This window comes from Streptomyces sp. NPDC059743, assembly GCF_042732975.1.
In the GTDB taxonomy this organism is placed as follows: Bacteria; Actinomycetota; Actinomycetes; order Streptomycetales; family Streptomycetaceae; genus Streptomyces.
Window position 1 is genome coordinate 329859 of sequence record NZ_JBHWGS010000005.1, and the last position, 15336, is coordinate 345194.

7 protein-coding genes are annotated in these 15336 nt (G+C 73.6%); 6 read left to right on the forward strand and 1 reads right to left on the reverse strand.

All coding sequences use genetic code 11. The features are described 5' to 3' along the window. Nucleotides 1-245: 245 nt before the first annotated feature. The gene (locus ACFV6H_RS11995; protein ID WP_385540866.1) at nt 246-1565 is read right to left on the reverse strand and encodes a deoxyguanosinetriphosphate triphosphohydrolase; all 1320 of its coding nucleotides are present in this window, start codon (nt 1563-1565) and stop codon (nt 246-248) included. A 175-nt stretch (nt 1566-1740) separates the two neighbouring features. On the opposite strand from ACFV6H_RS11995, the gene ACFV6H_RS12000 reads away from it, so the two are divergent. The 6 genes from ACFV6H_RS12000 (at nt 1741) to ACFV6H_RS12025 (ending at nt 15336) form a co-directional block, all read left to right on the forward strand. Continuing rightward, complete coding sequence (locus ACFV6H_RS12000; protein ID WP_385540868.1) at nt 1741-2643, forward strand: DUF4132 domain-containing protein; 903 nt, start codon at nt 1741-1743, stop codon at nt 2641-2643. Continuing rightward, on the forward strand, nt 2640-7706 hold the full coding sequence (locus tag ACFV6H_RS12005; protein WP_385540870.1) for a hypothetical protein: 5067 nt from the start codon (nt 2640-2642) through the stop codon (nt 7704-7706). Before ACFV6H_RS12000 ends, ACFV6H_RS12005 begins: the two co-directional genes overlap by 4 nt. Before the next feature lie 32 nt (nt 7707-7738). After that, nucleotides 7739-8920 carry an AAA family ATPase gene (locus ACFV6H_RS12010; protein WP_385541047.1) on the forward strand — a complete coding sequence of 394 codons (1182 nt, stop codon included), beginning with the start codon at nt 7739-7741 and terminating at the stop codon, nt 8918-8920. Beyond that, the gene (locus tag ACFV6H_RS12015) at nt 8907-12644 is read left to right on the forward strand and encodes a DUF5682 family protein (RefSeq protein WP_385540872.1); all 3738 of its coding nucleotides are present in this window, start codon (nt 8907-8909) and stop codon (nt 12642-12644) included. The genes ACFV6H_RS12010 and ACFV6H_RS12015 overlap by 14 nt, the downstream gene beginning before the upstream one ends. Next, nucleotides 12641-14485, forward strand: coding sequence for a hypothetical protein (locus tag ACFV6H_RS12020; protein WP_385540874.1), 1845 nt, complete (start codon nt 12641-12643; stop codon nt 14483-14485). The genes ACFV6H_RS12015 and ACFV6H_RS12020 overlap by 4 nt, the downstream gene beginning before the upstream one ends. A gap of 74 nt (nt 14486-14559) precedes the next feature. After that, nucleotides 14560-15336 (forward strand): vancomycin high temperature exclusion protein, encoded by a 777-nt coding sequence (locus tag ACFV6H_RS12025; RefSeq protein WP_385540876.1) that lies wholly within the window; start codon nt 14560-14562, stop codon nt 15334-15336.

Below are 15336 nucleotides of genomic sequence, written 5' to 3' on the forward strand. Positions count from 1 at the left end.
TGATGCCTCCTCTTCGTGCTGCCGCCATCTGCGAGCGTCCCGCACGGAGCGTGATGGCGAAAGAGGGAGCGCTCCACGGGCATGTATCACTGCTGTGATCCGGCTACTTTCGTACAGGCGCGGACCGGGAGCGGTGAGGCATGAGGTGCGCATGTCGCTGATCCACGGCTTCCACGAGGGCTTCCACGAGCGTCACCCATTCATGATGCGCGGGACCGGCGTATGACGCGCGTACGAGCTCGCCGTCAGGCGCGGCCGGTGAGCTCCGTGTGCAGGGTGCGGGCCGCCGCGTCGGTGAAGGAGGCGATCTGGTCGACAAGGACGCGCTTGCGCGCCCGGTCGTCGGCAGCCGCGTCGAACAGCGCGCGGAACTGCGGATCGAGCCCTTCCGGCGCACGGGCCGTGAGCGCCTCGGCCAGCTCCGCCAGGACGATCCGCTGGTCGGCGCGGAGCGCCTCCTGTTCGGCGCGCTGCATGACATAGCGGTCGGCGACGGCCTTGAGGACCGCGCACTCCAGCCGGGCGGTGCGCGGAACGACCAGTTCGGCGGCGTACCGGGTGAGGGGGCCCGTACCGTACGCCTCGCGGGTGGCGGCCTCGGCGGCCAGACAGAACCGGCCGATGAGCTGACTGGTGGCGTCCTTGAGACGGGACTGCGCCACGGCGGAGCCGTCGTAGCCGCGCGGCCACCACTCCTGCGCCATGAGCCGGTCGAGCGCGTCGGACAGTTCCCGCGGATCGGTGTCCCGTGGCACATAGCGGCCGATGGCCACCGCCCAGATCCCGCGCCGCTCGGTCCCCGAGGAGAGCGCGGCGGGAACGACATGGCCGGCGTGCAGGCCGTCCTCGAAGTCATGGACCGAGTACGCGACATCGTCGGACCAGTCCATGACCTGCGCCTCGAAGCAGGTACGGTCCGCCGGCGCGCCCTCGCGGGCCCAGCCGAAGACGGGCAGATCGTCCTCGTACACCCCGAACTTCAGCGAGTCCGGCCGGATGGGATGGGCACCGCGCGGCCATGGGTATTTGGTGGCGGCGTCCAGGGTGGCGCGGGTCAGATTGAGACCGACACTGACCGGATCGGATGTCTCCGTGAACCGGACGAACCGTTTCGGTTCGATACGGGTGAGCAGCCGGAGCGACTGCGCGTTGCCCTCGAAGCCGCCGCAGTCCGCGGCGAAATCGTTGAGCGCCTGCTCGCCGTTGTGGCCGAACGGCGGGTGGCCCATGTCATGGGCGAGACAGGCCGCCTCGACGAGATCCGGGTCGCAGCCGAGCGCGGCGCCCAGCTCGCGGCCCACCTGGGCGCACTCCAGCGAGTGCGTCAGGCGCGTACGAGGGCTGGCGTCCCACTCCTGGCTGCGTGATCCGGGCGTCACCACCTGGGTCTTTCCCGCCAGGCGGCGCAGCGCGGCCGAGTGCAGCACGCGTGCCCGGTCGCGCTGGAACGCGGTGCGGCCCGGCCGCTTGTCGGGCTCGGGAGCCCAGCGCTCGGTGGCCGCGTCGTCGTAGCCGTCCGTCGGTGTGGCGAAGTGCGGCGGGGTCGTGCCCGTAATGCCTGCCATGCACCGAAGGTAACCGGAGTGGGTGGCGTGCGGTGGTCCGCGGAGCGGCGGGCGGGTGTCCCGGGAGCCGGTACGGAGGTTTTCCACAGGCTCACAGGCCGTGCGGGGGCGTTGTCAGACCGGTCTCCTACTGTGATGCCCGTTCGGAACCGGAAGGTCGGGGAGGGGTCCTGCCATGGGCTGGATCGAAACGTCGGGCGGGTATGCCGTCGCGCTGGACGGCACGCGGGTGCTGTGTCGCAACGCCGCGGGCCGCACATTGAAACAGGTGCCGTCGAAGCTCAAGGACGACACCGAGGTGGTACGGCTGCGGCAGTTGGCCGAGTGGCTGGAGCGGCACGAGCGGGAGTGCCGGGAGCAGGTGGACACCTGGCTGGTGCGTTCGCTGCCGGTTCCGGTGGCGCTGCTGGCGCGGGTGTGGCCGGATCCCGCCTGGCGGTCGGTGCTGCGGGATCTGGTGGTGGCGCCGGTGGCCGCGGACGGTTCGGCGGACACCGCGCGCGCCGGATTTCTGCGGGACGCGGATCCGGTGCGCGGGCTGGGGATCGTCGATCTGGACGGTGACTCGGTGCGGCTGGATCCGGCCGAGGTCGGCACGGTGCTGATTCCGCATCCGGTGCTGCTCGAAGATCTGGCGGAGCTACGGGAGTTCGCCGCGGAGCTGGGCGTGGAGCAGGGCGCCGAGCAGCTTTTCCGCGAGGTGTGGCGGCGGCCGGAGCCGGCCGAGGACGCTCCCGAGGGCACGTCCGCGCAGGGCTGGCGTGCGTACGCCAATGGGAAGTTCGCACAGCTCCGGCACGCCACGACTCGCGCGGTCTCGCTCGGCTACCGGGTGCGCGGCGGCTATGCGGTGTGCCCGCTGGTGGAGGGCGGCCGGCAGCTGGAGGCGGCGTACTGGGTGGGTGACGACTATCCGGACGGCGAGACGCTGACCGGTTCGCTGGAGTGGCGTGACGCGGCCGGGCGGCGGCTGCCGCCCGCCGAAGTGGGGCCGGTCGCCTGGTCGGAGGGCGAGCGGATGGCCGCGCTGGTGTACGCGGGCCGTGTGGTCGAGAACGACGAGGAGGGGGCGCTGTGAACGGGCGACTGGCGGGCGGGACGCTGTCTGACACAAGGACAGGGGACGCGCAGACAGGCAACGGGCAGGCACGGGACGGACAGGCACAGGACGGGCAGGCGCAAGAGAAGGATCTGCTGGAGGCCGGGGCGGTGCTGCCGCTCGGCGGCGCCGAGGGCGACACGCTGACGGCACGCGCGTACGGGCATCCCGCGCTGGACGAGCGCGCCGTGGTCCGGCTGGTGCCCGGCGCGATCGGCGCGGCGGAAGATCTCGCCCTGGAGTATCTGGGATTCGGCGCGGCCGAGGCGGTCGAGGTCGGCCGGGTCAAGCGGCAGTCGCTCGGCTTTCCCGCCTGGGCGCTCGTACACGATCCGGACAACGGCCATCACGCGCTCGCCGTGGTCAAGGAGATGGAGCGGCTCGCCCGGCAGGTCGCCACCAAACCGGGCCTGGCGAAGGAGGGCTTCGACGAGATCGGCGAGCGGCTGGACCGTTCCGTACCTCACTTCCTGCCCACCTTCTACGAACAGGTGGCGCGGCTCTTCCTGGCGGTCGAGTCCCGTCAGCAGGCGTCCGTGTTCTTCGGCAAGGCGCGGGCGGCCGAGCAGCGGCACGCGCTCGCGGTGGACGAGGAGCGGCTGCGGGAGGTCTTCCTGGAGTTCGCCGGCGCGGGCGCGCTGTCCGGCAAGGCCCTGCGCGAGCACGCCAAGGGGCTGACGGACCGGCTGTCGGCCGAGGAGGCGTACGGCCAGTTCAAGGCGGTCTCGCTGGAGCGCTGCGCGGCCGGACTCGCTCCGTACGCGGGCATGCTGGAGGATCTGCGGCGCCTCGCGAAGGGCGCGGGTCTGGACGCGGCGGCCGAGGAGCGGGCGCTGCTCGCGGAGATCATCCACACCGGCCCGATGAACCGCGCGGCGGTGAGCTTCTGGAAGTCGGCGCTGCCCGCTCTGCGGGCGGTCGCGGCCGAGGACCGCGCGGTGCGGGAGCGGCTGCTGGCGCTGCTGCCGGCCACGGGCGGTGACAGTCATGAGGAGTTCGACGCCTCCTGGCTCGCTCTGCTGGACCAGTGCGGAGCGATCGACCTGCTGGTGGACGGTACGGTCCCGGCCGCCGAGTGGCTGTCCTCATGGGCCAGGCACCGGCAGCGCGGCTGGCGCAGCTCCAAGCGGCTGCCCGCCGAACTGGCCCTGGTGGAGCGGCTGGTCGAGCGGCTGGTGGCCGACGGCACACCGGTACGGCTGCTCGGAGGCCGCGGCCGGCGTGTCACGGCCGACCTGGATCTGCTGGACGCCTGTCTGGCCTGGGGCGTGCCGGTCGACGGTCCTCCGGAGGATGCCTGGAATCTGGATCTGGACGACTGGCTCGGCGACGAACAGGAGGGACGCCGGGATCTCGTGGCGCTGACCTCCGATCCCCGGTTCACCCGGCTCATCCGTACAGGTGTGGAGCGGCTCGCCGACCAGGGCGACGCCACGGAGCGGCTCCGCGGGATCGCCGCTCATCCCGCGCTGCGCGGTGCGCTCGTGGGCTGGCTGGACGATCGGGCCGACGATCTGGCGCGGCCCTTCGGACTGCCCGAGCTGCACGGCCTGTTGACGCGGCTGTCCCGGTTCTCCTCGCCGTCCGTGCTGGCCACCGCGCCCGAGGCGGTGGCGCGGATCACGGCGGTCTCGCCCGCTCCGGCCCTGGCGAGGACACTGCGGGCGGGCATCCTGGACGAGCTGGGCTGGCCCGCACTGGAGGAGGCGCTGCCCGGGCTCGGAAAGGTCAGCCCGCGAGGTTCGGGACAGCGTTACGGCTACCAGAGCGACAGGTGGTACCGCGTCAGGGACGCCTGGCCGGCCCTGCTCGTCCGGGTCGACACCCAGGTCGCGGCGGTCGAGCCGTCGGCCGTGGTCGACCAGCGCACGCTGCCCTTGCCCGCGAAGTCGGTCCAGACCTGGGACACGATCACGGTCCGTTATGTCGGCGGCCAGTGGCTGATCGCCAACGGACTCGGGGACGACCGGCGGGCCCTGTGGTCGGGCCGTCCGAGCGAGGTGTTCAAGCCGACGGGCGAGCTGCACGACCACTGGACCGACTCCCAGGTGCCCTCGCTCGAACTGTCCGACGGCGGTCGCTGCTACGGCGGCCGGCCGGTATACGCGGGAGATACGTCGTTCGCCGGAGAGCGCCGCCAAGTGGCCTCCGACGGTATCTCCGTCTGGGTGCTGCACGAGAACCAGTGGTGGGAGTACGACCCGGAGTCGGCCCGCAGGGGCCGGGTCTCGGTGCCCGCCTTCTTCGACTCGGCCCTGGACTCGGCGCCGGCCGGCGGTGGCGTGAGGCTGCTGGAGCGGGCCTGCCGGCTGCTTCCTGTACAGCCCGGTCTGGAGTCCTCGCCGTTCGGCACGAAGGACGGGCTGCTCGGCTGGTGGGTGACGTACGACCCCAAGGAGCGGACGCTCACGGCCTGTTCGGTGGACGGCAGCCGCAGTCCCGCCGTGCCGGTGCCGCCGCGCGCGAGCCTCGAACACCTCAACAACGGCCTTCCCGTACCGCCGCTGCGGCTGCCGGGCGGCGCCGTGCTGCATCCGCGGGAGACACGTGGCTTCTCGGCCTCGGTCACGCTGTACGACGCCGAGGGCATCCAGCTCGCCGAGGTGGAGGAGGGCGATCGTGGCGGCGCGTACGCGGCGGGCACGCCGCTCGTGGCGCCGCTGGCCCACTGGCACGCGCTGCGGCCACGGGACGAGCGAGGTTCGGCGGCGCTGCGCGCGGTGACCGAGACGAAGGCCCGGGAGCTGCTGGCCGCCGTCGCCGAAGGGACGAAGGCGAAGGCAGCCGTGCGCCGGATCCTGCCGGAGATCACCCATCCGGGACTGGTGGCGGGCGTGGCCGGAGTGGTCGCCGAGGCGGCACGCCACGGCAAGCGGATCGACACGTTCGCCGAGCAGGCCGCGCGCGGGCGGCAGGGCGCCGACGGACCGCGGGAGCCGGAGGTCAAGCACGCACAGGACGGGATCCTGCAGAAGGCGTGCGACGGCTTCACCCGGCCGACGTACCGGTACTCCTACCATCCGCTGGCGCAGGGCAGCGCAACGATCATCGAACAGATCCGGCTGCTGCCCGAGGTGCTGGCGCCGGACGCGGTCCCGGGCCGGGTGGCCCTCAAGGACCTCAGCGAAGGATGGGTGACATTGTGCGGAGCCGGGATGGCTGCGCTCGCGGTGCGCGCCGCCTCGCCCGCCGTCTCCGACGAACACCGGGCCGCCCTTGTGGAGTTCCTCAACTCGGCGCTGGCCGTGGAGAGCGGCGGTGACGCGCTCCTGATCGATCCGCGCGGGCGGCTGCGGGCGGTGGAGCTGAAGATCGCCGGAGAGTCCGAGGACAAGCGCGCCGGAGAGGTACGGCACGCGGGAGACCGGCGGTTGCTGATCCTCGGCAGGCTGCAGTACGAGGAGAAGGAGGCGTACTGGCACTGCGTCGAGTACGACCCGGCCGGGGCCTTCGGCGGCTGGGACGGCTGCACTGTTGTCGAGTCCGAGGTGCTGGGCGCGGCGGACGACCCGGTGCGGGCGCCTGCGGTGCGGCGGCTGCTGGAGCTGGTGCGGGAGCGCGGGCCGCTGCCGTACCGCCCGGAGCAGGCGGTGGACTTCGCGGAACAGGTCGGAATCACTCCGGTGGCGGGCGCCCTGTTCCAGCTCGGTTCGCCCGGGCTGACCGGCTATCACGCCCATGGCACGGTGTCCCCGGAGTATCTGGAGCCGCTGGGCGCGAAGAAGGCCGAGACGCAGGTGGGAGTGGCCACGCTGATGGCGCTGAGCATCGAGGAGCGGCGGGCGTTCACCGCCCTGCTGCTGCCCGGTGAGCCGGCGCGGGTGGCGGATCTGTGGACCACGGGCTTCGCGGTGGAACCGCTGGTGGGCGCGTGGACAGCGGTACGCGGCAGGCGACGGCCCACTCCGGCCTCGCTCATCCGTCCGATGGTGGCCGAGATGGGCGGCGGCACCGCCGTGGATGACGCGCTCAATCCCGAGTGTCAGCCCTGGCTCATGGGCCGTACCGAGCAGCGGTTGGTCGACGGCGAGCTGGAGACGGCGGATCCGGGTCTGGCGCTGACCGGGTCCAGGCTCAACGACACGGTCGGCGCGCTGCGCTGGCTCGCGTACCGGCTGCCGTACGGCGATCCGCTGCGGGCCGTCCTGCCGGAGACGGTGCGGAGGCTGCGGGAGCGGCTGGCCGATCCCGGGCTGCTGCTCGATCTGGGCGTCAGCCGGGACTCCGCATATGACGCCGTGTCACCGCGGCTGCGTGAGGCCTTCGGACTGGCGCCCAAGCGCGGCGGCGGCGAGAAGGAGATCACCGAGCTGTCGTCGGCGCTGGTGCTGACACCGACACGGTACGGACGGGACTGGGACTCGGTCTGGGTACGGCCGGCGGCCCTGCTGCCGGTGGCCGGCGCTACGGGCGCGGGCGGGGCGAGTCAGGACGGGACAGGCGAGGGCGAGACAGGTGAGGGCGGTCCCGACCATCCGGATCTGAAGCTGCTGGTGGCGACGGCGGGCCCGGCTCCTTCGCTGGAGGCGCTGCGGGCGGTGCTGAGCGAGGAGTTCATGGAGCTGGTCACGGCGGACGGCCCGCCGGGAGCACAGCAGAATCCGCTGCACAGCGTGCCGGAGCTGGTGGGCGAGGCGGCGGAGCGGTTCGGGCTCTCGGAGGACTCGGCGGCGCTGTATCTGATGCTGCTCGCGCTGCCCGATCCGACCGACCGTCAGCAGGCCGCGTGGACGGGCTGGAAGCCGGCCCGGCTGAAGAAGGCGCGGGCCGAACTGGCCGCCACCGATCTGGTGGTGGAGGCCAAGCGCGCGCGGGCGGGCCGGACGCTCTTCCTGCCCGGCGGCTGGCTGGAGCAGCAGACGCCTCGGCTGCCGTCGGAGAACTGGAAGACGGCGCTGATGCCCTGGGACCGGCCGGGCTTCGTGGTGCCGGACCGCCCGGTGCCCGCGCAGTTCGAAGCCGCGTGGCGGCGGGTCGCCGAGGGTGACGCACCGGGGTTCGAGGAGTTCCAGGGCCGTAGCGTCCGAGGAGGACGGAGATGACGACGAGGAGTGGGCCGGAAATGGGGATGGGCATGGGCACGAGCGCGGACTCGTTGTCGCAGGAAGCGGCGGAGGCGGCGCAGGCGCGGCCGGGGCGGCAGCTTGAGCTGCCGGAGGACCGTTACGCGACGGAGCTGGCGTTTCTGGAGTCGTACGACAACGGCCCCAGGCCGCCGAGCTGGCGGCTGACGCCTCGTGCGGTGGTGCTGTTCGTCTGCGGCACGGACGGTGAGCCGCTGCGGGCGCCGGACGGCGGACAGCTCGTGATCTCACGGAAGTTCGTGGGTGACCGCGCCCTGGTGGAGCGGTGTGTGGTGACGCTCGCGGGTGAGCGCGGGCTGCTGCTCGTCGGTGAGCCGGGCACCGCCAAGTCGATGCTCTCCGAACTGCTGTCGGCCGCGGTGTGCGGCACCAGCACACTCACCGTGCAGGGCACCGCGGGCACCACGGAGGACCAGCTCCGCTACGGCTGGAACTACGCGATGCTGCTCGCCAAGGGACCGAGCCGGGAGGCCCTGGTGCCCTCCCCGGTCCTCACGGCCATGACGCGCGGCGCGGTCGCCCGGATCGAGGAGGTGACCCGCTGTCTGCCCGAGGTGCAGGACTCACTGGTCTCGCTCCTGTCGGAGCGCCGGATGTCCGTGCCCGAGCTGGCGGGCGGGGAGGACGGGGACGGCACGGTGCACGCGGTGCCCGGCTTCACTCTGATCGCCACCGCCAACCTCAGGGACAAGGGCGTCTCCGAGATGTCCGCCGCCCTGAAGCGGCGGTTCAACTTCGAGACGGTCGGCCCGATCGACGACCTCGACGCGGAGACGGCGCTGGTACGCAGCCAGGCGACGGCGGCGCTGGTGCGCGGCGGGGCCACGTTCTCGGTGGACGACACGGTGCTCGAAGCGCTGGTCACCGCGTTCCGGGATCTACGGACGGGCCGCAGCGCGGAGGGCTGGGAGATCGAGCGTCCCTCCACGGTGATGTCCACGGCGGAGGCCGTTCATGTGGCCACGTCGATGGGGCTCGGCGCGGCGTATCTCGGCGACGGCCGGGATGTCGTCCGTACGCTGCCCGGCCATCTGCTCGGCACGGTGCGCAAGGACGATCCGGCGGACCACGCACGGCTGCTGGGCTATTGGGACGGTCCGGTACGGCGCCGGGCGGAGGCGGGCGCTCCGCTGTGGCGGACGCTGTGGGAGCTGCGCCATGAGCTGGGCTGAGCGGGACGACGGGACCGGCCGGGCGGGCGGCGAGACGGGCCGACGGGGCGATGGGGCCGGTCGGCCGGGCGACGGGGCCGTCCCGGACGCGCTGGCCGGGCTCGCGGGATGCCGGGAGCCGTATCTGATCGGGGTGCGGCACCACTCGCCGGCGCTGGCCGCGGCCGTACCGGCGATGCTGGCGGAGGCGGCGCCGGAGGTGCTGTTCGTCGAGTTGCCGGAGGAGTTCGCGTCCTGGCTGCCGTATCTGGCGGACCCGGCGACGGTGCCGCCGGTCGCTCTGGCGGGCAGCCGGGGCGACGGGTCGGGCGGGCTGGTGTTCCTGCCGTTCGCGGAGTTCTCGCCGGAGCTGGCGGCGATCCGCTGGGCGCGGGATGCCGGTGTGGAGGTGATTCCGTTCGATCTGCCGCTGGCGGCGAGGGACGAGGCACCGGAGGAGACTCGGGAGCCGGACGCGGCGGTGGCGGTGGCGGCCGGCGAGCGGGACGTCGTGGTGCAAGGGACGCTCTCCGCCGCGCTGCGGGCGCGGGCCGGCGGGCGGCCCGGGGACGATCTGTGGGACCGGCTGGTCGAGGCGGTGGCGCCCGGTTCCGGAGCGGAGGCGCTGCGGCGGGCCGCGCTGCTGGTCGGCTGGGCGCTACGGGCCGACTCGGGACCGGTCGATCCGTACGATCTGCGCCGCGAGGCGAACATGCGGCGCAGGCTGGCCGAGCACCAGGGCCGCCGCACAGCGGCGGTGATCGGCGCATTCCACGCGCAGGCCCTGCTGCCGGACAAGGCGGGGGCCGGGGCCGGCGGGCCGGGCGAGGCTTCGGGTAGCGGAGGCGCGGGCCGTTCTGCGGGCGGTGCGGGCCAAGGCGGGCGTGGTGTGGTGACCTCGCTCGTGCCGTACTCGTACGCGCTGTTGGACGAGCGGTCGGGCTATCCGGCAGGGATCAAGGATCCGGAGTGGCAGCGCGGAGTGCATCGCGCCGCGGGCGATCCCGCGCTGCTGGACGATCTGCTGACGGCGACCGCCGTCCGGATCTGCGCCGGAGTACGGGACGCCGGGCACCCGAGCGGACCGGCCGACGCCCGTGAGGTCGTACGGGTCGCCAGGGATCTGGCCGCGCTGCGCGGACTGCCCGCGGCCGGGCGTGGAGAGCTGGCGGAGGCGGCGCAGACCGTGCTCACGCAAGGGCAGTTGTTCGGGCGGGGGCGGATCGTGGCCGCCGCGATGGAGAAGGTCCTGGTCGGAACGCGGCAGGGACGGCTCGCGCCCGGGACGCCTCGCTCCGGCCTCGGCCCGGCCGTCGAGGCGCAGCTCGGCACGCTGTCGCTGCCCACGCCGGCCGCTCCCGAGCGCCGGGAGCTGCGCCTCGACGCGCACCGCGGCGAGCTGGACCGGCGCCGGGAGCTGTGTCTGCGCAGGCTCGCGGTCTGCCGTGTCCCGTACGGCGAGGAGACCGAAGTGGCGGGCGTGGGCGACGCCGCCGCACTGACCACGCGCTGGGCCGTGGCCTGGTCACCGTCGACGGCGGCGATGCTCGATGTGGCGGGCGTCCACGGAGTGACACTCGATCAGGCGGCGGCCGGCGTGCTGCGCCGCAGGTGGACGGCAGAGCGCCGGGCGGGCGGTCCCACGGCCGCCGAGGCGCTCGCGGGCCTTGAGGAGTCGGCGCGCTGCGGGCTGCCCGAGCTCGCCGCCGAACGGCTGGCGGAGACCGCCGGACTGCTGCCCACGTCCGGCACACTGCCCGAACTGCTCTCCGGTCTCGCGCTGTTGGACCGGATCGGCTCGGGACATCTGCCGGGGCTGCCTCGGGAGTGGGAGCGGGCCGCGCTCGCTTCGGCGTACGAGGAGCTGGCCGCGGCCGGGATCCGGGCGCTGGACGGGCTCGCGGGCTCCACCGATCCCGCGGACGCGCGGGCGCTGGTCTCGCTGGCGGACCGGGCCTCCTCGGCGCTCGGCGGCGGTCTGCGGCTCGATGCCGCGCTGGCCCGGCTGGACGCGGAGGGAACGGCGCTGATCCGAGGCGCGGCGGGCGCGGCCCGAGTGCTGCTCGGGCAGCGGGACGCGGCCGGGTTCGGCACTCGGCTGGCATCCCGCGTGGACAGCGCGACAACGCCCGCGCTCCGCACCGATCTGGCCGGTTTTCTGAGCGGCGTGCTGCTCGCGGCGGGCCCGCTGCTGGAGACGGGCGCCGCGCTGGATCCGCTGCTGGAGCGTGTCGAGGCTCTCCCGGACCGCGCTTTCCTGGACCGCCTGCCCGCTCTGCGCGCGGGCTTCGACACCCTGTCGCCCGCCGCCAGATCCCGTCTGCTCGCCACCGTCGAGGACCGCACGGGCCTCGCCACGGGCGCGCTGCCCGCCGCCCTGTCGGACCCGGTGGCCCTGGCCCTGCTGGCCTCGGCGGACCTGGCGGGCCGGGAGGCCCTGGCGGCACGGGGACTGGCTCCGGTACGGGACACGCGGTCGACACCGACACCGACACCGACACCTGCTCCGGCTTCGGCTTCGGCTTCGGCTTCGGCTTCGGAGACCGACAGCGGCACCGAAGCACACGCAGCCACCGGCACCGGCGTCAGCGCGGCCGAAGGCGTCGCGCGGCCGGCGGATCTGGCGCTCAGTCCCGGCGAGCGGTGGCGGCTGCTCCTCGGGCGAGGGCGTGGGCTGAGCGGACAGGCGGCCCGGCTGGCCGGGGCGCTGGACGAGCTGTACGGATACGGACGCGGCGAGGGCTCACAGGGCGAGGAGCGGGACGGAGGCGGGTCCCAGGGCGGGGACGGGCCGTCGTATCCCGATGTCCGGGCCTGGTCGGAGGAGCTGTCCGCGCTGTTCGGGCCCGGTGTGCGCGAGGAAGTCCTCGCGGCTGCCGCCGACGCGGGCCGGCTCGACGCGGCCCTGGAGCTGGACCCGGCCTCGGCACGGCCGTCCGTGGAGCTGCTGCGTACGGTCCTGTCGTACGCCGGCGGTCTTCCCGAGCAGCAGCTCGCCCGGCTGCGGCCACTGGTGGCGCGGCTGGTCGCCGAGTTGACCGAGGCGCTCGCCAACCGGATGCGGCCCGCGCTCACCGGGCTCTCCCATCCACGTCCCACCCGCCGTCCCGGCGGTCCGCTGGATCTCGCCCGTACGCTGCGCGCCAATCTGGCGACGGCCCGACGGGATCCGGACACGGGAGCGGTGACGGTCCTGCCCGAGCGGCCGGTCTTCCGTACACGCGCCCGCAAGGCGGCCGACTGGCGGCTGGTCCTGGTCGTGGATGTGTCGGGCTCGATGGAGGCCTCGACGATCTGGGCCGCGCTCACCGCCTCCGTGCTGGCCGGTGTCCCGGCGGTGAGCACGCACTTCGTGGCGTTCTCCACCGAGGTGCTGGACCTCACCGACCAGGTGGACGATCCGCTGAGCCTGCTGCTGGAGGTCCGGGTCGGCGGCGGTACGAATATCGCGCGCGGGCTGCGCCACGCCCGTGAGCTGGTGACCGTACCGTCCCGCACGCTGGTCGTGCTGATCAGCGACTTCGAGGAGGGCGGCCCGGTCTCGCCCTTGCTCTCGGAGGTACGGGCGCTGGTCGACGCGGGCTGCCATGTCCTGGGCTGCGCCTCGCTGGACGACGAGGGACGGCCGCGCTATTCGGCGGGCGTGGCGGGCCAGTTGGTGGCGGCTGGGATGCCGGTCGCGGCGCTGAGTCCCTTGGAGCTGGCCCGCTGGGTCGGCGAACGCGTAGGAGGTGCGCACCGATGACCGATGCCATGGCGGTACTGCCGCCGGTGACCGCCGCGGTGGCCGCCGCCGCGCTCGATCTGCTGCCCGCGCGGCTGCGCAAACGCGTGGACGGAGCGGTGGCGAAGGCCGCCGGATGGCCGGTGGAGCCGCATCCGGACGGTGTGCTGGTACGGATCGCGGACGACACGGCGGTGACGCTGAAGGTCACGGCCGGGATCGTGGCCGCCGACGATCACGCCGTATGCAGTTGTCTGCTGGCCCCGGCCTGTCTGCACCGCGCGGCCGTGCTGTCGAGCGCGCCTCTGGCGGTGGAGGAAGCGGCGGAGGATGTGGATGCGGCGGCGGAAGAGAGCGAGGAGCGGGACGAACGGGAGGGAGAATCCAGAGACGGAACCGAAGCCGGTGTGCCTCCGGTCGTCGGCGAAGTCGCCCTCACTCCTGCCCAGTCCACCGCGCTCGACGCCCTGCGTGATGCCGTGACGGCCGTTCTTGTCGCGGGCATCGCCGGTTCCAGTGCCGTGCACCGCGCCGAGCTGCTGCACGCAGCGCACTCGGCGCGGCTGGCCGGGCTGCACCGGCCGGCCGCCACCGCCGTCAGGATCGCGCGGCTGCTCGCCGAGGCCCGCTCCGACGACCCGGCGTTCCGGCTGTCCACGCTCTCCACGGAGCTGGCCGAGCTGCTGGATCTGGTGCGCCGACCGGCCGAGGCCCTCTCCCCCGCGCGCAGAAGCTACCGGCCGGAGGGACCGCTCCGGCTGTACGGACTGTTCACCGAGCCGGTGGTGACCGCTTCCGGATACGCGGGCGCCACCGTGTACGCCCTGGCGCCCGACGGCGCGCTCCGTACGGTCTCGGACGTCGCTCCCGGCGGACCTGCGCGCGCGCTTCAGGCGTCGGGTACGCCGGTGCCGGGCGGTTGCGCGCTTCCGCTGCGGGAGTTGGGCGACGGCGGCGGAGTGATCCTCACGTCGCCGACCGTCTCACCGGACGGCAGGATCGGCGGCGGCGGGCAGGTCCGTTCCGTACGGGCCACCGGTGCGGGCTGGTACGAAGCGCCGCTCGCCGCCCTCTGGGAGCGGCCACCGGTCGGGCAACTGGCGGCGGCACTGCACTGGTTGGCCGAGCCGGCCGACGCCCGCGCGGCGGGCGGCGATCTGCTCTTCCTCGACGGTATGTGCACCGGCGCGGGCTTTGTCGTGACCGGCGGTCCCACGCTCCGGCTGTCGGCGCCGGACGAGCGGCCGGAACTGCCATACGCGGAGAACCTCCGGCTGCTCGCGGGCCGATCCGGCCTGGCGCTGCGGCTGATCGCCCGGGTCGTACCGGACCGGCCGGACCGTGTGCAGGTGCTCGCCGCGTCCTGGACGGGCCATGACGGGGAACGCGTAAGGGCGGATCTGGGACTGCGGCGGCTCCACCGCTCGCACATACCGGCCGTACCGGTACCGGCAGCAGGTCCGGCTGACCCAGCGGGTCCGGCGACAGGGACGGCATCGGCCGAAGCGGCGCCGTCCGTCGTGCCGGTGGCCTCGGCGCCGCCCGCGCTTCCGGTCGAGCTGGATCTGCTGCGCAGGGCCGTGGACCGCGCGGTCGCGGGAGGCCGTGCGGTGACCGCCGTATCGGCGGACGGCGAACTGCCGCGTCGGCTGCGGACCGTGGGCCTCACCGCGGGCGCGGAGCGGCTCCAGGCCCTGGCGGAGGCGGCGGCGGACCGGCGGCACGATGTCCTCGGACGGCTGCTGCCCGCCGATCCCGGAGGCTTCGCCCTGGCGTGGCTGGCCACGGCGGTGTACGCGTCGGCGGCGGCCGAGTCGTTGCTGCTGGCGGCCTGGACGCCGGACATGTCCGCCGCGAACTGATCGGCGTCGCCGATCGTCATAAGTCATAGAGAGTGAAGAGCGCGGTCCAGCCCGCGATCCAGTCAGGGGGAACGATGCCACTGCCGAAGCTGTCACGCCTGCGCGTGCCGAGGCTGCGCGTGCCGAGGCTGCGCGTGCCGAGGCTGCCGTGGCCGGCACGGCTGCCGCGGCTGCTGCGTCGGCCATGGTGGCCGCGCACCCGGCGCGGGCAGCGGCGTGCGGTGCAGACGGTCATGCTCGGATGTGTGCTGGCGCTGATGCCCGTGACCTGGATGCACGCGGTCGCGGACAGCCGTATCCGTACGGTCGCCGATGTCCCGGCCGGGGATGTCGCCATGGTCTTCGGAGCCGGGCTGCGGTCCGGCCGGCCGACACCGTATCTCGCGCACCGCCTCGACGCGGCGGCGGAGCTGTACAGCACGGGCAAGGTGAAGGTCGTGCTGGTCACCGGCGACAACAGCCGGGTGGAGTACGACGAGCCGGGCGCGATGCGGACCTATCTCATCGGGCGAGGTGTGCCGGACGACCGAATAGTCAGCGACTACGCCGGGTTCGACAGCTGGGACTCGTGCGTGCGGGCCAGAAAGATATTCGGCGTCGAGCGGGCGGTGCTGGTGACACAGGGCTTCCATGTCCGGCGCGCGGTGGCGCTGTGCCGGGCGGCGGGTGTCGAGTCGTACGGAGTCGGCGTCACCGAGCGGCGTGACGCGACCTGGTACTACGGCGGCATACGGGAGGTGTTCGCCTCGGGCAAGGCGGCGGCCGAGGCCCTGCTGCGACCGGATCCCATGTTCCTCGGCCCGACCGAAACGGGAGTGACCGAGGCGCTCGCGGCAGGCCACGCCCGCTGA

What these genes read in the sequence shown, in the direction of transcription:
- ACFV6H_RS11995 (WP_385540866.1), bottom strand. Translation starts at nt 1,565, where the DNA reads ATGGCAGGCATTACGGGCACGACCCCGCCGCACTTCGCCACACCGACG.
- ACFV6H_RS12000 (WP_385540868.1), top strand. Translation starts at nt 1,741, where the DNA reads ATGGGCTGGATCGAAACGTCGGGCGGGTATGCCGTCGCGCTGGACGGC.
- ACFV6H_RS12010 (WP_385541047.1), top strand. Translation starts at nt 7,739, where the DNA reads ATGGGCACGAGCGCGGACTCGTTGTCGCAGGAAGCGGCGGAGGCGGCG.
- ACFV6H_RS12015 (WP_385540872.1), top strand. Translation starts at nt 8,907, where the DNA reads ATGAGCTGGGCTGAGCGGGACGACGGGACCGGCCGGGCGGGCGGCGAG.
- ACFV6H_RS12020 (WP_385540874.1), top strand. Translation starts at nt 12,641, where the DNA reads ATGACCGATGCCATGGCGGTACTGCCGCCGGTGACCGCCGCGGTGGCC.
- ACFV6H_RS12025 (WP_385540876.1), top strand. Translation starts at nt 14,560, where the DNA reads ATGCCACTGCCGAAGCTGTCACGCCTGCGCGTGCCGAGGCTGCGCGTG.